Source organism: Psychrosphaera haliotis (genome assembly GCF_009728465.1).
GTDB lineage: Bacteria > Pseudomonadota > Gammaproteobacteria > Enterobacterales > Alteromonadaceae > Psychrosphaera > Psychrosphaera haliotis.
Genome location: NZ_WOCD01000001.1, coordinates 256,093 through 273,379, shown reverse-complemented (window position 1 = coordinate 273,379; position 17,287 = coordinate 256,093). Strand labels below are relative to the sequence as shown.

General features: G+C 38.8%; 15 protein-coding genes. 3 read left to right on the top strand and 12 right to left on the bottom strand.

The window, feature by feature from the left end; translation table 11 throughout:
- The first annotated feature begins 65 nt into the window (after nt 1-65).
- Both GNP35_RS01225 and GNP35_RS01220 read left to right on the top strand, forming a co-directional pair.
- Nucleotides 66-902 carry a prohibitin family protein gene (locus GNP35_RS01225; protein WP_330997692.1) on the top strand — a complete coding sequence of 279 codons (837 nt, stop codon included), beginning with the start codon at nt 66-68 and terminating at the stop codon, nt 900-902.
- Nucleotides 902-1,984 carry a hypothetical protein gene (locus GNP35_RS01220; RefSeq protein ID WP_155693774.1) on the top strand — a complete coding sequence of 361 codons (1,083 nt, stop codon included), beginning with the start codon at nt 902-904 and terminating at the stop codon, nt 1,982-1,984. Before GNP35_RS01225 ends, GNP35_RS01220 begins: the two co-directional genes overlap by 1 nt.
- Here GNP35_RS01220 and GNP35_RS01215 read toward each other — a convergent pair.
- From GNP35_RS01215 to GNP35_RS01185, 7 genes are all read right to left on the bottom strand, one after another.
- Nucleotides 1,932-2,669, bottom strand: coding sequence for a DUF3307 domain-containing protein (locus GNP35_RS01215; protein WP_155693772.1), 738 nt, complete (start codon nt 2,667-2,669; stop codon nt 1,932-1,934). The two genes, GNP35_RS01220 and GNP35_RS01215, sit on opposite strands and share 53 nt — an antisense overlap.
- Nucleotides 2,670-2,684: 15 nt before the next feature.
- A complete protein-coding gene (locus GNP35_RS01210; RefSeq protein ID WP_155693770.1) occupies nt 2,685-3,311 on the bottom strand; it encodes a hypothetical protein in 627 nt (208 codons plus the stop codon).
- Between the two features lie 108 nt (nt 3,312-3,419).
- The gene (locus GNP35_RS01205) at nt 3,420-3,617 is read right to left on the bottom strand and encodes a helix-turn-helix transcriptional regulator (protein ID WP_155693768.1); all 198 of its coding nucleotides are present in this window, start codon (nt 3,615-3,617) and stop codon (nt 3,420-3,422) included.
- Nucleotides 3,614-4,039, bottom strand: a complete 426-nt coding sequence (locus GNP35_RS01200) for a hypothetical protein (protein WP_155693766.1) — start codon at nt 4,037-4,039, stop codon at nt 3,614-3,616. Before GNP35_RS01200 ends, GNP35_RS01205 begins: the two co-directional genes overlap by 4 nt.
- A 157-nt stretch (nt 4,040-4,196) precedes the next feature.
- Nucleotides 4,197-5,216, bottom strand: coding sequence for a zinc-binding alcohol dehydrogenase family protein (locus GNP35_RS01195; RefSeq protein WP_155693765.1), 1,020 nt, complete (start codon nt 5,214-5,216; stop codon nt 4,197-4,199).
- Nucleotides 5,217-5,485: 269 nt separating this feature from the next.
- Nucleotides 5,486-6,043, bottom strand: coding sequence for a carboxymuconolactone decarboxylase family protein (locus tag GNP35_RS01190; RefSeq protein ID WP_155693763.1), 558 nt, complete (start codon nt 6,041-6,043; stop codon nt 5,486-5,488).
- Between the two features lie 268 nt (nt 6,044-6,311).
- A complete protein-coding gene (locus GNP35_RS01185) occupies nt 6,312-6,917 on the bottom strand; it encodes a TetR/AcrR family transcriptional regulator (RefSeq protein ID WP_155693761.1) in 606 nt (201 codons plus the stop codon).
- A gap of 181 nt (nt 6,918-7,098) precedes the next feature.
- On the opposite strand from GNP35_RS01185, the gene GNP35_RS01180 reads away from it, so the two are divergent.
- On the top strand, nt 7,099-7,521 hold the full coding sequence (locus GNP35_RS01180; RefSeq protein ID WP_155693759.1) for a VOC family protein: 423 nt from the start codon (nt 7,099-7,101) through the stop codon (nt 7,519-7,521).
- A 112-nt stretch (nt 7,522-7,633) separates the two neighbouring features.
- Here the strand turns inward: GNP35_RS01180 and GNP35_RS01175 are convergent, their stop codons facing one another.
- The 5 genes from GNP35_RS01175 to GNP35_RS01155 all read right to left on the bottom strand — a co-directional run bounded on the left by GNP35_RS01175 (nt 7,634) and on the right by GNP35_RS01155 (nt 17,180).
- A complete protein-coding gene (locus GNP35_RS01175) occupies nt 7,634-8,908 on the bottom strand; it encodes a dicarboxylate/amino acid:cation symporter (RefSeq protein ID WP_155693757.1) in 1,275 nt (424 codons plus the stop codon).
- Between the two features lie 111 nt (nt 8,909-9,019).
- Entirely contained in the window at nt 9,020-10,105 is a 1,086-nt protein-coding gene (locus GNP35_RS01170) for an alkaline phosphatase D family protein (protein ID WP_230961249.1), read from the bottom strand.
- A 98-nt stretch (nt 10,106-10,203) separates the two neighbouring features.
- Nucleotides 10,204-12,516 carry a TonB-dependent receptor domain-containing protein gene (locus GNP35_RS01165; protein ID WP_155693753.1) on the bottom strand — a complete coding sequence of 771 codons (2,313 nt, stop codon included), beginning with the start codon at nt 12,514-12,516 and terminating at the stop codon, nt 10,204-10,206.
- Between the two features lie 310 nt (nt 12,517-12,826).
- Nucleotides 12,827-16,303: a M1 family aminopeptidase gene (locus GNP35_RS01160; protein WP_155693751.1), complete on the bottom strand. Its 3,477-nt coding sequence runs from the start codon at nt 16,301-16,303 to the stop codon at nt 12,827-12,829.
- On the bottom strand, nt 16,293-17,180 hold the full coding sequence (locus tag GNP35_RS01155) for an ABC transporter ATP-binding protein (RefSeq protein WP_155693749.1): 888 nt from the start codon (nt 17,178-17,180) through the stop codon (nt 16,293-16,295). The genes GNP35_RS01160 and GNP35_RS01155 overlap by 11 nt, the downstream gene beginning before the upstream one ends.
- Between the last annotated feature and the right edge of the window lie 107 nt (nt 17,181-17,287).

Sequence of the window (17,287 nt, the reverse complement as noted above, 5' to 3'; positions counted from 1 at the left end):
CATGACTAACCCAACAAAAAAAGCACAAGCGGTAAGAGTTTTTTAAATCTCTTTCATTTAAGAAAATTGTACCTGGTGTATTAGCATTAATAGCGATATTTAATTCTTATTTTATTGTTATTGAAGGACATGTAGGCGTTGTAAAACGCTTTGGTGAAGCTAAGCATCAAGAAAACCCAGGGCTACACTTTAAAATCCCATTTATTGAAACCGTTGAGTTAATTGAAGTTAGAACGCGTAAAAACGCTGAAAAGATGGCTTCAAGTACTAAAGAGCAAATGCCAGTGACCATTGAAGTGTCAGTTAACTGGACGGTAAACAAAGAAGCGGCGCTTGATTTGTTTAAGCGCTATGGCGGTTTAACTCAGTTTGAGCAACGTATTTTGGATCCTCGTTTTCGTTCAGCAACAAAAGATACCATTCCACAGTTTGAAGCAGAGCAGTTAATCCAAGATCGAGCGACGGCCATTCAAGGTATTGAGCGTCGACTAACGGCTGAAATGGAAGGCTTTCCAGTTATTGTTGATAATATTCAAATTGAAAACATTGTATTGCCAACTAAGTACATTAATTCGATAGAAATTAAACAAACAGAAAAGAACTTAGCCGCAGCGGAAGAGCATAAACTTGAACGCCAACGCTTAGAAGCCTTACGAGCAGTTAACACGGCCGATGCCCGCGCAAAAGGCATATTAAAAGTAGCAGAAGCGGAAGCACAATCGATTTTACTTAAAGGTAAAGCCGAAGCACAAGCCATTGAAGCGAAAGCAAAAGCACTTAAAAACAACCCATTAATTGTTAAGCTGACCGAAGCCCAAGCATGGGACGGAAAGTTACCTTCAACTATGATGGGCGAGGGCGCGATGCCAATTATGGATTTAAGAAACAAAGACGGACAATAATGCTTTTTCTATTAAAAAGGCGATTAAAACAAGGGGCTGCATTAGCGGCCTTTGTTTTTATTTTTATAAACTCCAACATGTTGCTGGCTTTTAACCAAGATGTAAAACTTGATAAAGATCTATCAACCCTATCTCCAACCTTATTGGCACAGATTTCATTTGCGCCTGAGGCTATCCGCACACAACCAAACAGCAGCGCAAAAGTGCTTCTCAAGTACGAGCTATTCGGTTATGGCAATGACATACCCAAAGCGGTTCAGGCTGCTATTATTGATAATGAAAAAGTGATTTGGCAAGGTTCTGGTCTTTATACAGATATTGTTTTCTCGAACAATGGAAACGCTATATTGGTTGCTAAAGTATCACCAACTCAACGCACTTTTTATACTTACAAACGAGGTGATAATAAGGTCTCTGAAAAACAGGTTTTGTTTCCAGAGCCTATCGACATGACATTCCACTACCATGGCCATACTCAGTTTTTAATTAGTAATGATGCTCAGTATTTATTGTCTTTTAGAGTAAAAGTAGATGATGGATTGCGTGATATAAAATTATGCACCTTAGGTGACTCTCCGTCGATGTATTTAGATGAAACGCTATGTTGGTCTTACGGCGATGCGTTATCAAAATCTTTACATGGTTATGCGGTTAGCAATCTATGGCTAGGCGATAACAATGAGCTCTATACTGTTTCCTATAAAAACCAATATCAAAAAGCGATTTTGGACGGAAAAACGACATATCAGACTAACTCCTTTGGCGTATTATCTAAAATCAAAAATGGCAGCGTAATTTGGCAGTCAAAACTTTCACCAGAAGTTAACTGGGAGTCAGTTGGGGTTGAAGGTTTTAGTGATTTAATCATTTTAAAAGCAAGCGACTCTATAAGCATTTTCAGTCAGCTTAATGGCGAGCAATTATGGTCAGCAGGCGTCAACGACTTTAAGCGACCAATAGCGCCGTTATACAAGGCATTTATTGAGGATGGGGTATTGATTATGCCAAGTAAAAATGGCGTCGATCGTTCTATAAAACTCGCATTAGGTACAGTGCGTTCCAGCCTACAAAAATCGCAATAGAATAGCTAAGTAGCGTACCTAACATCATGTATTCGGTTAGCTTCATGTCATTGTTTTTTGTTAAATCACCAAAACGAAATATGGTTTTAGCCGCCACTAAAAAAGCGGTCCCAGCAAACTGACCCATAAAAATAAATGAAATGGTTAAACACCGTTCTAGATAACCTATCCATGCGCCTGCCGCTTGTAAGCCTTTATCGCCAGCTTCTTCAGCCAAATGCTGAGTATGTTTGCGTAATGCCAGACTAATGAGCACAGAAGCCGGCTTACAAACCAATAGATAAGCTGTGACGAAAATGGCATTGCTAAGTGTATTTAGGTTACTAAATGAAGTGCTTATTTGCGCAAAAGTGATGTCAGAAACAATAAAAGCAATGCCTAAAATAACTATGATGTGAACAAGCTGATCGATTAGGAATGACCTTAATGTTGTTGCTTGGTGTGACTTCCAAAGGTCGGCTAAAAAGTGTGTAACGGCAATAGAGAGACTCACTAATAATATGGTGAATACAGGCAAGTCGCTGAGCAAGGCTGCAAATATACTTAAAACAAAGTGTGTCGCAATGTGCTTATACAAGCCCTTTGAACGCGCATGATTGGTATTACGGCAATCAACCCATTGTTTTGGTTGTAAATAAAAGTCGCCAATGAAGTGTGCGACGACCAATAATATGATTAATTCCATTTTAAATCCGTTTAACTAGGCCAATAATTGGTTTATGTAATTTACATAGTCTCTCACTAAATGTGCGCCCATGCTACTCAACCGGTTACTGATATTTTGACGACTTGTTCCTGTTAGCTCGGCAAGGACCTTGTGTTCTGGAAATTCATTTTTAATATATGTTAATAATAATTCTGATTGAGACTTGGTTAAGCTGTTTAGTGTGTGTGTTAAAAAGTTATTTAATAGTAATAAGCTATTAGGAAGGGGCGCTGTAGGGTTGCTGCCATTCTGAAATACGCTGGTATCTGATGAGAGGTTTACTATTAAATCACCGCGAGTAGCCCTGTCTAAACGTTTTCCAGACTCTACGTAAACTGGACCAGAAGAGGTACTTGGTGAGTCATTAAGAAGGTCATAGTTTCCATATGCTAACGAAAGAGTGCAGGGCAGACTAAGTTTAAAAATTAATGCGCTTTGCAATGCATATTCAGGTTTGGAGTATTGTAGTTGAAACTCATCACCTCTGTATATGTCGCCACTAGCTTCACTTTTTTGTTTTTCAGCTAAAATCAGCTGCTTTAACGTTTCAATAGTTTGAGAGTACTGTTTGCTAGACATTTTACTAGAATGAATAACATCACCGGTTAACACTGCAATCATATTTTAATCACCTCTGGAGCAATCATATATGCTTGAAAACAAAAAGGCAATCAAATATGGTTGCCTTGATGTAAGCAACTTAATTTAGTTGCATTTGGGTATCATTTTCTAATTTTCTTCGTCATCAAATATCTCTTCAATTGGCAATTTAAACAGTCGAGAAAACTTAAATGCCAAAGGTAAACTCGGATCAAACTTGCCTTTTTCAATGGCATTAATGGTTTGCCTCGATACTTCTAATGTGGTTGCCAAATCCGCTTGAGTCATTTTCAATGCTGTACGTAGCTCTTTTAACTTATTGTTCATCTGACCAACCTGCGACCGACAATAATACCCACCATATACGCAATACTGAGTATGACGAGCATAATGCTAGGACTCAGCTCAGGCACTTCGAAGGACTTTTCTAAAATTGAATAACTCGAAAATGACACAATGACAACGCCAACAGAAAAGGCCAATGCATCTAGTTGTATTTTTCGCTCAAGCTCATCAGCTTGTTTGATGAAGTTTCTAAACACAAAGATAAGCTTTATGCCAATGGCAAGATGGATTGCAAATGCCGCGAGAATAATGGCGATGGAGTCGTACCAACTTTGGTCAGCAGCGTATGAAATTCCAGCCAAACTTAGCGCCCAAGCTAATGCCCAGGCGTTAGCAATATTGGCATTCTTAATATCTTTTGGAACGAGTCCTTTGTCTATACATGCTTGTTCAAATTTATTCATGATATATATCCTTTAGGTTTATTAAAATGTAAAGTTTACTTAACTTTTAGTAAAGTTATACGACACACATTGTTGTGTCAAGTAAACTTGTCTTTTAAATTAAAGATACAATCGTTTTTTGTTTTACTAATGCACGTTGTTTAGGTTTTAGAAGGCTTTAAAAGCCTTCTAGTACTATCTTCCCGATAGATTTCCCAGACTCTAAATCTGCATGGGCTTGTCTAAGGTTTTCCGCATTAATAATGCCTAAGTTTTTTCCTAGCGTGGTTTTTATCATGCCTTGATCAATAAGACTGGCTACTTTGTTTAGTAACTTATGCTGAACGTTCATGTCTAGTGTTTTAAACATTGAGCGAGTGAACATAAACTCCCAGTGCAATGAAATAGATTTAAGCTTTAGCTTACTAACATCTAAGCTTTCAGGATCGTCTATCAAGGCAAGCTTACCCATAGGTGCTAGAATCTCAACGTAACTGTCTAGGTACGAATCAGTATGCGTTAAACTAGCAACGTGCGTTACAGCCTCAATACCTAACGCTTTTATTTGTTCAGGCATAGGTTTACTGTGATCAATTACATGGTCTGCGCCAAGAGATTTGACCCAAGACGCTGAGCTTTCTCTAGATGCTGTGCCAATTACCGTTGCACCCGTTAACTTTTTAGCAAGCTGAACTAAAATTGAACCAACACCACCAGACGCCCCAACTATCAATAAAACTTCATCTGAGGCTTTAGCACTTTGAGATTGTTTTATCTCTAGTCTCTCAAATAGTAATTCCCAAGCGGTAATCGTTGTTAATGGCAAGGCCGCAGCTTCAGCATTCGATATGGTAGAAGGCTTTTTACCCACAATACGTTCATCAACAAGTTGATATTCGGCATTACTACCAGAACGTGTTAAGTCGCCTGCATAGTAGACTGCATCGCCAACTTTAAAGTTTTCTGTTTGTTCACCTACCGCCACAACTTCACCAACTGCATCCCAACCAATAACTTTGGTTTCACCATTTTCAGGCGCCATACCTTGGCGTATTTTAAAATCGACAGGATTGACCGCAATGGCCTTTATTTTTACCAAAAGATCATGACCTGTTGCTTCAGGGGTTGGTAACTCAATGTCAATTAAAGAGTTAATGTTAGTTACCGGTAACGATTCTTTATAACCAATTGCTTTCATGCCAAATTCCAATTTAAGTAAGTGCTGTATTAAGTGAGTTAAGCATAGCGGTAAGTGAAGATATTAAATATGCATATAACGTTGAATCATTGTTTAGAAAATATTGATAATCAAGGGTAAGAAAGGTGATTGATAACAAATGGAAGATAGTTTAATAGCGTTGTTTGTTAGTTTGTTTATTTATGGAAGTGGAAATGGAAATGGAAATGCACAAAAGGCGAGGATTACCCCGCCTTTTAAGTATTTATACTTTGATACTGACCAAGTGATTACTTAGCTTTCTTTTCCCAAGCAAATTGTTGGAAAGGAGCATCAACTGGTGTGTTCGCAATATGGTTTGTGTAGTTACTAATTACTTTTTGTGAAACACCTAAAATAATTTCTAGCACTTGGCGCTCACCATAACCAGCATCATAAAACGCTTTTAGTGATTCTTCAGAAACACGGCCACGCTCTCTAACGATTTCTAGTGTCATGTCTAATAAAGCTTGAAGTTTAGCAGACGGCAGCGGTTGTTCATTTCGTAAAGCGTCAATTAATTCTTGGCTTACTTTCATAGAGTGAGCAATACCAGTATGAGCCGGCACACAGTATGTACAGCCGTGCTCTACGTTAATACCTTGCCAAACAACCGTTAGTTCTTCAGCGTCAAATGAGGTATTTACAAATAATTCATGCATTTGTTGATAAGCATCAAGCGCGCTTGGCGCACTTGCTAAAACGCCATGTAAATTAGGTAACATGCCATAAGCGTCAATTGACTTTTGTAACAGAGGCTTGCTTTCTGAAGGGGCTGACTCTAAAGATTGTATAGTTAACTTTGTCATGTACGTGTCCTTTAATTTATTTGTACCGGTTGGTATGTAATTAATTGTACCGATCGGTATACCAATGTCAAGACTTAATATTAAAATCGATTTATAAACGAAATAAAAACAACTAGAGCGAATTTATACGACTCTACGTGGAGCTAGTTATGAACTGATACTAATAGTTATAGCTTATGAGGATAAGAGTGACGTGAGTTTAATTTGAGAAGGGAAAGAAAACGTCATTTCCCTACATTTTTAAGCGGACCAATAAACAGGAAAAATATTAGTGACGAGTGGCTAAACCAGCAATAACATTGTCCACTACTGGCAGCATTTGCTCTTGAGCAATACCAGACCTAGCCATTGATGCAGAACCTTTTAAAACGGTATAAAGAGTAAGTGCAATCTCATTAGAACGTGTGTCTAAGCCAAGTTGTTTAGCTTCCGAGTCAGAATTTAACAAGTCGGCAATAACCACCTTAGGTAAATCGTCTAACTCTTGTAAAAGTTCGCTAGCAGCTTCTGGTACTTCGCCCCCAGCTAACTCCGATTGACACAAAACTAAGTAGCAGCCTTTTGGGCTTTCTTCGTTAAATTGCATAGAAACAATCGACAACATGTAGTTTTTGATACGCGTAAGCAATGGCACATTAGCTTGATATAAATGTTGAAGGTGTGGTTTCATTTGTGATTCTACATAATGGCTCGTAGACTTTATAAATAAAGCCTCTTTATTGCCAAATGTACTGTACATGCTTGGTTTGTTTATTCCCATACTGTCAGTCAATGCAGAAAGAGAAGCGCCAACATAACCTTTGCTCCAAAAAACATGCATTGCTGCTTCAAGTGCTTGAGACTCATTAAATGCTTTTTTTCTACCGCTGGCCATTATCTTCTCACAAATAGATTAATTAAGCGCTTATTGTACCTATCAGTACGTAATCTTCAAGTGCTTTAAATCGGTAATAAGTTATGCCGAATGGTTGATATAGATCGCTATTCCAACAACCTAAAATATGTATAATACGAAAATTACAAAATAGAATGAAATTTAGAACCAAGGAAAAATTATGTCGAACTGTTTACATTTAGCCATACCAGCAGGTGACTTATCTGTTGCTAAGAAGTTTTATTGTGACGTTTTAGGCTGTAAAACGGGCAACTTTGAGGAAGGTCGCTGGGTAGATATCGACTTTTGGGGAAATGAATTAACCTTGCATGAAAGCAAAGAAAGATTGCCAACGGTTCGTCACGATGTAGATATGGGCGCCGTTGCTGTTCCTCATTTTGGTATTCATTTGAAAGAAGATGAATTTCAAGCACTAAAGGGACGAATAGAAGCTGCAGGCTTAGAGTATTTAGACAAACCATATCGTCGTTTTGTAGGCAATGAGTTTGAACAAGAAACGTTTTTTATTGAAGATCCAAACGGCAATGTGCTTGAAATGAAAACGATGGTTAACCCAGAAGTTTTATTTAAAGTAGAAAAATAAGCGAGTAGTTCAAACGCACGCAATACTAGCTATAAATTGATAAGCATATAAGCGGGTTAACTTCCCGCTTTTTTATGCCTTCTAATCTTGCATTGCGATTTAAATCAGTTGGTTAGCTAACCTTATGTTGCTCGGTTGTATATAAACCTGACACGTCTTCATTCATCTCAGCTTCAACATTACTTTGATTCACTAACCCTTCAGATTGACCAACAACAAGAGCCGTTACAGCATCGCCCGTAATGTTGGTTGCAGTGCGCATCATGTCAATAATACGATCTATCGCCGCTACAAAAGCAATGCCTTCTAGTGGTAAACCAACGGCATTAAGTGTAACCGTAAGCATAACAAGGGCTGCGCCAGGCACACCCGCTGTACCAATACTACTAATAACCGCAGTAAATGAAATCATCGCATAGTCGGTATAATCTAATGAAATGCCATAAATGTGCGCAATAAAAATAGCTGCAATGGCTGGGTATATGCCGCCACATCCATCCATGTTTGCACTTGAACCAATATTAGCAACAAACGAAGCGTAACCTTTTTCTACTTTCAAGTTCTCTGAAATTACTTTGGTTGTTACTGGCAATGTTGCATAACTGCTACAAGTTGAATACGCGGTAACCTGTGCTTCAAAAATATGCTTATAAAAAGTAACCGGATTCATTTTTCCAAATGCTGCTACTAATGAAGAGTAAGTCACCGCCATATGAATAAGGCAGCCAACATAAACCGCTAAAATGAATTGACCAAGAGGTAATAGAGTATCTAAACCAAATTGACTTACGGTAGCGGCCATAATTGCGAATACACCAATAGGAGTCACCGCTAAAATCATTTTCATTAACGAAGCCATTACCTGATTACCAGATATAATAAACTGTTTAAATGGATTTGCTTCCTTGCCGGTTTTTAATACGGCTAAACCAAGCAAAACTGAAAATACGACAACAGGGATTACCTTACCATTAGCCATAGAGTCAATAATGTTTGATGGAATAAAACCAGTGAGCACTTCGGCAATACTAGGTATCACTTTCTCTTTTGTTTCAGTCGGTATTAAGTTTATTCCAGCGCTCCAGTCAATCATGCTACCTATTGTTAAGCCAATTAGACTAGCGATAAATGCGGTTGCTAAAAACACACCTAAGGTTTTTAGTCCCAGTCTTTTTAACTTTGTCGGATCACTAAAGCTAAAGATAGATGAAACAATAGAAAAGAAGAGCAGGGGAATAACCACCATTTTGATGGCGTTAATATAGGCTGTGCCGATTGGCTTGATAGCAAGTGCTGCATTTTCAAAAAGCAGACCAAATGCGATAGAAGCTACAAAAGCAAAAAAGATTTGTTTAGACAGAGTCAAAGAAAAAAATCGAGCAAGCATTTTACGCCCCTACTAATACTTGAAGTAATAATTGAAGGGGCGATGTTACTCGTATTAAACGTTATAGATAACTAGTTTTATATATCAAAAACAGCTATGAAATAACGAATTTTACTGATGAGTAATACTTGAAAGCTTTATTGTATGTTCAGTAAACACATCGCCTTTCACGTCTTTTAGACCAAATGCGATTTCAGGATCAGACTTTGACCAATCAAAGTTCATGAATCCATAATTTACATTGTTGGTAAACTCTCCAACACGATGTTTATTAGGGCTTACGTCTTTCCACTTTTCACTTAGACCTGAACTGGTTATTTCCCACAACGGGTACCCAACATGTTCTACTTGTTTTGATACTTCGCCCCAATGGGTATCACCTGAAATCATTAATACGCCATCGACTTTTTGTTTAGTAATAAAACTGAGTAGTCTTGAGCGATCTAATGGAAAGTTGGCCCACGATTCCCAGCCGGTAAACTCTGGGATCAGTTGCAAACTTGACGCAATGATGCGTATTTTTGCGGGTTTTAGTAACTCAGCCTCAAGCCACTTCCATTGTTCTTCACCAAGCATTGAGGCATTTTTATCGGGAGACGGTTTGTAAGGTCCCATATTTTTACCACGACGACTGGTTAGATAATTCAATTTTCCTACATCGTGCAACGTGTCTCGGTTCCACCTCAAGTCAGGCATAATGACTCTAACAATATTGTCACCTGTGCCATATGTGTAAGAGGTATAGATGCCAGCATTGGTATAGCGAAGTGAATTTTTATCTTCGCCCCAAAAGTCTAGCATTAGCTTTCTTGACGCTTCTTTTTGAGGGTAGTCTTTACCCGCATCGTTTTCGCCAAAATCATGATCATCCCAAATGGCGATAAGCTCAGCAGTGGCTTTTAACTTCTTAAAGCCAGAGTGGCGACCAAGGGTTTCGTATTTCTCTTTGAGTACGGACATATCTTCAGTATCGCCGTAGATATTGTCACCAAGGAAAACAAATACTTCAGGATCATCTTTTACAATGGCGTCAAAAATGGGCATAGGTTTACTTTGTTTTGCACAAGAACCAAAATAAATACTATTAATAGCCTTTGGCTTTTCTGTAAGTGACGCCTCCTGTGCAAATACTGGAGCACTTAATGTGAATATGTTTAGTGCAAACAAAGAAATGTACATTATTGTTTTGTTTAACATTCTTTTACTCATCTATTGTTGAATACTTATAATCTAAAATAAAAAACGGGCTTAGATACACTAAACCCGTTGAATCAAAGCTATATAAAAAGCCTATTCTAGAAGTCCACTTGGAACGTCATTGTTGCAGTGCGTGGCGCGCCTATGTAGAAAGTGGTGCCAGAGCCAGTACCTGAAGATAAATATTGTTTATCAAATACATTGCCAACAACTAGCGCAACGTTAAACGACTGGAATGGTCCGTCAGCTAAATCAACGTGATAAGCCATGTTGATATCAGTCACTACGTAGCTATCTGCTACTCCGCGTTCGCCCGTATATTTTGTCGATGCGCCAAAGGTTAAGTTACCAGTAAAATAGTTAGCTGAAAGCACAAACATGTCTTCAACAGCATCTCTTACGTTGTCACCTTTTGTAATGCCTTCTGATTCTACTGTGTCAGTATATTCCGACTGATTGTTAGTAAATGAAGAGTACAACTCCCAACTATCAGAAATTTTATACTTGGCACTGACTTCAATGCCTTGAGACTCTATGCCACCTACGTTGATGTAACTGCCGTTAGTACCTATGCCGTAATCGATACCTGAGTTTCCACTATTAGGCGCTAAAAACGTGATTCGGTTATCAAACTCGATGCTATAAACAGTGGCTGAGATATCTAACTTTTCACCAAAATAACGAACACCAAAATCAATATTGTCAGCCGTTTCTGGGTCAATACTTGTTAATGTAGAAGCATCTCGCTCTAATACGTTGTCACTAATTGCTGAGAAGTTTTCACTATAGCTTGCAAAAAGCTCAGTGCTTTCATTAAGTTGATATAACCCACCAAGGCTAAATAACACATCAGAGTCACTGTTTACTTTTGCATTTGCTGCTGTATCAAAGTGAGCGGTTTTTTCTATATCTACTAGATATTGTTGAACGCCAACATTAATGGTTAAGTCGTTAAAGTTTATAGAATCTTGAAGATACCATTTGAACGTATCTGTATCGAAGGTGTTTTTATATTGCACCCAATAAGGAGTTTGATCAAAGTGGTGATAAACAGAAGCATTGATGACTTCATGCCAATCTCTACTTTCATCGCGTTTGGCTGTTTCAAGCCAAATACCCGCTGATATGTCATGGTTGTCAAAAGTCGCCATATAATTAGAAGTAAAGCCAAAACGTTCTTTTTCATAATGGGTATGACGATAAGACATAACTGGTAAAGCATCGGCAGGGTAACATGCTGGGTTTAAACCAGGGCCTGATGCCCAAGGCCACGAGAGGCTTACTGTACAGTCTGCATTTGGTGTTAAAGGTGTGCCATTTGCGTCGGTAAATCCATAGCTATAGGCGCTTGAACCACCTTCAGTTGTTGGGTTGCCATTGGCATCAACTGGCGCTTGAAGATAAGGTGGGATCCAGTCACCGCGACCTTTGTTTTTATGAAAGTAAGGAGTGACATCAAAGCTAGACGTGTTTGAAATTGTGTAATCAAACTTTAAATAAGCTAACGTATTCTCACGAAGAGTAGACCAACCTTCGGCAAACATTTGGTCGTAATGAGGAACACCAGTCCAATTCCATGTTAACTGATCCCAGTCAGGGCTTTGCTTAAACTGCTCTATGCTAACGCTGTTGTAGTTATCTTCTTCAACATCATCGTAGGAAATACGACCGGTAAGATTGATATTGCCAATTTCAGAAATAAACTTCATTTCAATATGTTGGTTAGCCATGCCGCCATTGTTACCGTCTCCAACCCAACGGTTTGTTGAGGTGTCTGAGTAGCTGATGTAAGCAAAGGTATTATCAAAAATTTCACCTGTTTCGTGTCTTGCAAAGTAGCGACGAGCATTGTGATCACCATTGGTATAAGCAATAGTTGTTTTCTCTTCTAGCTCCGGCATTTTACTTACAAAATTAAAAGTACCACCAAGTGCATCTAAAGAGGCTGAAGCTAAGTTTGCAGTGCCTTGTGAAACTTCTACCGTTAACGTATTTTCACTGTCTAGGTATCGGTTCGCTTTTGCGCCACCGCCATAATTTGAACCACCGTTTGGAATACCATCAACGGTCATTCCCAGTTGTTGCTGGCTGCCGTCAATGGCAAAACCACGCATATTAATAGTTGTTGACCAGTCATCACCACCAAAGGCGTCACCTTCATTAATGCTAATTCCTGGTAATGTATCCATAAGCCCAATGACGCTAGTTAAAGGAGCTTGTTGTTCCATCATGCTTGCCTCAACTGTATTATTGGCGTAACTGATTTTTTGACCTACAACAGCAACTTCTTCCATCTGTTTCGAGTCTTTTTTGTCTTTATCAGTATCGTTGGCAGCCGCTTGTGTTGAAAGGGCTAATAAAATTGCGCTAGCGAGTAACTTCTTCTGAGTTATTGCATTAAGTGAGACCATTTTAATTTCCATTATTTTATAAAGTTAAGTTTAGGTTTGGTTAAAATTTAATTTCAAATTAATTAATGGAACGAGAGTCTATGTCCTTAATGTGACAGTTTTTTTTAAATAATTACGTGTCATAAAAACTTAATTTTGAGGAGTTGGAATAATAAAATTGTAAGACTTAGGAAGGACTGTCACGCTACTTTCATAAAGAGGTATAGCGTGACAAGTTGACGATGATTTGTAGGTAACGTTTCGTTTAAATCTGGCTGTAGTTATAAGTCAACTTTAAGTCTGCTTTAAATAAGTCGCCATGACTAGAACGCTAATGTTCAGTCAAGGGACCAATAACATCCCAATTAATAAAAGCGAGATCAGCACTCAGTAACACATTGTTTATTAACTCATGTTTGTTAATGGGGCTGTGTTGTTTTAAAAGGGCAACAAAGTCCACTGCCAAAGCCGGTTTGTTAGGATAACTGTGATCTTTCCAAAGCTGCTTAAGCGCATTGATAATAACTTTATCGCCTAACTCAGCTCTAAGAACCGCAAACGCGAGCGTAGCTCTAGAGTATGAATGGTGACTTTCAGTGGCATCTATTAAACTTTTTGGTGTATTGATATTGCTTCGCTCTGCTTGCATAAAGCGTTCGTATTCATACTCAACTAACCCTTGCATTTCAGCCTTGCCGCGATGCTTTTCAATTAAGACTAACTCCATATATTTAGCCATAGACTCAATTAAAAAAGCACTGTCAGAATGATGACTGTTATCTAAAGAGCTATTGCCAATGGAATGTCCAAACCATTGGTGGGCTGTTTCGTGAACCGCGCGTCGGTAACGCTGGTCAAAAGGAGCATCTTGTTTTGGTTGAGCACGAAAGCCCACTCGATCTGCGATAAACATAATATGCGGCAGTGCATAACCAGTAGCGCCTAATTCCGGAATTGAAATTAAGGACAAAGTGCTGCCGTTGTAAGGTGCGATATTCGCCTCAAACCACGAAAGCGTGTCGTTGATCGCCTTTACGTTCACGTTGGTGCTTTGTTTCCTATGTTCGCCAGGTGTCACGTTTTCATCGTTTGGCGCGACTAAATTAATAGCGACGCCACTGCCTGATTGAAAGGTTTGCAAATGGTTTTCAGGAAAAGAAAGCCAGGCCGATATTGCTCGAATTGGTGCTAGGGTTTTGTAAACAAAGGTTGGGCGAACTGTATTAACGTTATCAGAGTTAAAAGTCGTATGGCCCTTTTCGGAAGGTTCGAAATGTTCAGTCAATTCGCCTTGTGCAAGTGCATATTGACCTTGCTCAGTGCTTATAACGGTTTCCATTGAAGCCCATTCATACGCTAGCTCTTGTTGATACTTAGCGTCATTAAGTAATGATGGCAAAATAGGCTTAAGTGCAGGTAACTCGTGTGCTTTTCTAAGCTCAGGGTCCGAGAGCTCAAAATACGTTTGGTAACCCACAACTGGCAGCATCGGTATCGATCGTAAATAAGTAAGTTCAGGTGTTATAAACTGACTAAAACCAACGGGCCAGAGTTTTGATTGTTGGTATTCCATTTCAAACGTGATCATAAAGCTCTCGTTAGGTGCTAACGGCTCTAACAGTGACAGAGTGGTTTGTCCCAGCTTTTTGCTAATTTCAAATTCAACTTTCTGCGGCTGCAGTTGTTGTTGTTGTTGTTGTTGTTGTTGTTGTTGTTGTTGTTGTTGTTGTGATTTTTCAGCTGTTTCTCGGCTAGACAAAACATGAATTGAGTTAGCACTTGGGTAGTGAGAAACAAGGACTTGCTCGATAGGGCTGTCTGTTTTGTTAGTCAGTGTATAGGTTACATTAAATGACGCTTTATTTTTTGATGGATAAAGGTCTATCAAGGATTTAACGTGAGTAATAACTGGCTGAGGTTGAGTCTTAAAATACCCAAACGTTTGCTCATATTTGGCTTTCCATGCTTCTCGTTTGTGAGAATTAGTTAAAGGCTTTTCTGATACCAAATCATTATGTAAATTCACTCCTTGAGCTAGGCTCAATACAGCAAAACAAATTAACAGCAATAGCGGTATAAATTTTGGCTTGCCTTGTTTAGTCATGACTTGTTTGGCATCGAACCTAGTTGAATTTGCTGAGTGAGGTGAATTTGCAACGTTTGTTAAGTTTACAACGTTTTTGAACTTAAACTGAGACAACCCCGTTCCTCTGTGGGAAACATATGAAGCTGCCACTAGTGCCGTGCAAGTGAATAAAAACCAAAACAACATATACGGTGCATAAAGACTAATACTATTGGCAAATCCCCAATAGTTACTTGGTGCTTGTAAAGGTGAATCGGCAATATTCCATAATGTATGAGTGAGGCCAAAAGCCGTTGTAATAGGCGTGAATTTTATGATGATTGTAAAAAACAATAAGCCTGCAGCGACCGCTTTAGATTTAACAAAATGATGTATGCAGACAAATAAACCACCAATTAAAATGACGGGTAAAGTTTTTAAGGATATTAAAACCATGTAGTGACTTAATAGTATGTTGCTACCGTGAATTATCTCCGCCAGTAAGCTACTCAGTCCCGCAATAAAACCAATTAAAATAGCCAGAATCGCAATAACGCTAGAGTGCGCCGCAATAATTTTGTTATTTGATACAGGCGCAGAAGCAACGATTTCCGCAAACCTCAAAGTATGTTCGCGCCAACAAAGTTGCCAGCTCCAAAATGCAATGATAATGGTGCTAAATGCCGGAAATATATCAAAGGCAATCCGATTTAACGCATCTATCGAATTTGGCATCAATATCGATTGAGGCTCAGCATATTCCAACCCAGATAGAGTTTCGTTAAAGCAAAGTGCTAACCAAAGAAATAAAATCACGATGGATGTGGGCGACAAAAGTAGTGTTTTTAACGATGTAGATATCATTGATAAAAATGGTGATGCTACCTTTGATGCCTTAAAGCTAACTAGCTCAGTGCCAGAACCCAGAATGGTTGATTTTACTTTTACGTCATTGGAGCGGGGTTTAAACGCTGATTCGCGTAGGGTTTGATAAAGAATGAAAGCGCTAATTATCAAGACCGACATTCTATTTATAAAGTAGTAGAAAGCCGTGTTGTACGTGGACTCTAAATTAGTATTTAAACCATCAAATACCGCAGTTATGCCATAGGGATCTGCCCATAACATGATGCTATAAAAAGTTTCACTCAGTACGCTGCTACCCGCTAGGATAGGCGAACCTAGCAAGCTGCTTAATACAATATAGGTTAACCAAAAGATGATAAAGGTAAGCGTAACAATAAGTCCTGCGTTTAGCTTATTTGCCTTTTGAATAACTAAATTACATAACCAAAGGCTAATGCTCAGCAGTAATATTGAAGATACAATCACAGAACATATTAATTGCGTTATTAGGGTATTACTGACGGTCAATAGTGACAATTTACTCAATAACGGCAGAGAGATAATAACAAAGACCGCAGCATAAGTGACTAACAGTAACAACAAAGCTGCAAACCAACGGAACAGCCAACGTTGAGCATTTTTAACGGGCGTAACAAACACGAGCTCAGACATACCTGAATTGTGATCACGCAAAAATAAGCTTTGGGAAACAACGAGGATGGCAATAGGCAGCGTTAACATGACAAAACCATTGAGTTTAATGGTCAACTGACTTGTTAAATTAAGGTTATCAACGGAGACACCAATAGAAAACAGGTAAGCAAAACCCACTAGAAAAAATAGGCCTATTAATACTATAGGTTGTCTAAATAAGTATTTATATTCATTAATTAGCATGTGAACCTACCTTTAAAGCAAGTTCAAAAAAGTAACGATCTTGTAATGTCGTCCTTGTTAAAGAAGCGTCTTCGGTTGGTTGCTTTTCACTGTAAATACGGTAATGAGGCTTGCCATAGGTAAAACTTTTACTAAGAATATGAGCTGAACCATTTTCGCCATTGGGTGTTTGTGTGTCGAGTGAAGTAGACGATTCCCACACACATCCTTCTAACGGCGCTAGTAACTCTGGAATTTCACCATTTACTAAAATTTCACCGTTAAACTGCAAGGCAACGTGATTACAAAGGTTTTCAACGTCCTCAACAATATGTGTTGAAAGTAAAATAAGCTTATCTTTGCTTATGTTAACCAAAACGTTGTTAAGTCTTTCTCGCTCCATTGGATCCAACCCGGCCGTTGGTTCGTCCATAATAATTAACTTAGGATCACCTAACAGCGCTTGTGCGATTCCAAAACGTTGTTTCATTCCGCCAGAAAAGTTGGCCACCGATTTTTTTGCGGATTTTGCCAGGTTTGTTAACTCGAGCAGTTCCGGTATCTGCTGCTGACGCTGAGTCGGTGTTAACCCTTTTAGAATCGCCATGTGCTCTAACAGTGCTATACATGACATGTTTGGATACACGCCAAATTCCTGCGGTAAATAACCCAGTGTTTTTCGCAATTCGTCAGGATTGTTTAACACATCAATATCATTAAATGTGATTGTTCCATTGTCGGCGCTTTGAAGGCCTGCAATGGTTCTCATTAACGTAGATTTACCAGCGCCGTTAGGCCCGAGTAGGCCCACCATGCCAGTGGGAAAATCAATAGTAATGTTTTTTAATGCTTGAGTGCCATCGCGATAAGTTTTATTTACATTAGATAAAGTTAGCATACAAATCCTTGTTAGATTTCACAGTAAATTAACTTTATCGTGTAAAACAATGTTGTAAATTCGTACATGACAAAGTGCTTTTTATAAATGACAAACGGTTTAACGAT

Excerpts from the sequence above, each read along its gene's own strand:
- GNP35_RS01220 (WP_155693774.1), top strand. The coding sequence starts at position 902 with ATGCTTTTTCTATTAAAAAGGCGATTAAAACAAGGGGCTGCATTAGCG.
- GNP35_RS01215 (WP_155693772.1), bottom strand. The coding sequence starts at position 2,669 with ATGGAATTAATCATATTATTGGTCGTCGCACACTTCATTGGCGACTTT.
- GNP35_RS01210 (WP_155693770.1), bottom strand. The coding sequence starts at position 3,311 with ATGATTGCAGTGTTAACCGGTGATGTTATTCATTCTAGTAAAATGTCT.
- GNP35_RS01205 (WP_155693768.1), bottom strand. The coding sequence starts at position 3,617 with ATGAACAATAAGTTAAAAGAGCTACGTACAGCATTGAAAATGACTCAA.
- GNP35_RS01200 (WP_155693766.1), bottom strand. The coding sequence starts at position 4,039 with ATGAATAAATTTGAACAAGCATGTATAGACAAAGGACTCGTTCCAAAA.
- GNP35_RS01195 (WP_155693765.1), bottom strand. The coding sequence starts at position 5,216 with ATGAAAGCAATTGGTTATAAAGAATCGTTACCGGTAACTAACATTAAC.
- GNP35_RS01190 (WP_155693763.1), bottom strand. The coding sequence starts at position 6,043 with ATGACAAAGTTAACTATACAATCTTTAGAGTCAGCCCCTTCAGAAAGC.
- GNP35_RS01185 (WP_155693761.1), bottom strand. The coding sequence starts at position 6,917 with ATGGCCAGCGGTAGAAAAAAAGCATTTAATGAGTCTCAAGCACTTGAA.
- GNP35_RS01180 (WP_155693759.1), top strand. The coding sequence starts at position 7,099 with ATGTCGAACTGTTTACATTTAGCCATACCAGCAGGTGACTTATCTGTT.
- GNP35_RS01175 (WP_155693757.1), bottom strand. The coding sequence starts at position 8,908 with ATGCTTGCTCGATTTTTTTCTTTGACTCTGTCTAAACAAATCTTTTTT.
- GNP35_RS01170 (WP_230961249.1), bottom strand. The coding sequence starts at position 10,105 with ATGTTAAACAAAACAATAATGTACATTTCTTTGTTTGCACTAAACATA.
- GNP35_RS01165 (WP_155693753.1), bottom strand. The coding sequence starts at position 12,516 with ATGGTCTCACTTAATGCAATAACTCAGAAGAAGTTACTCGCTAGCGCA.
- GNP35_RS01160 (WP_155693751.1), bottom strand. The coding sequence starts at position 16,303 with ATGCTAATTAATGAATATAAATACTTATTTAGACAACCTATAGTATTA.
- GNP35_RS01155 (WP_155693749.1), bottom strand. The coding sequence starts at position 17,180 with ATGCTAACTTTATCTAATGTAAATAAAACTTATCGCGATGGCACTCAA.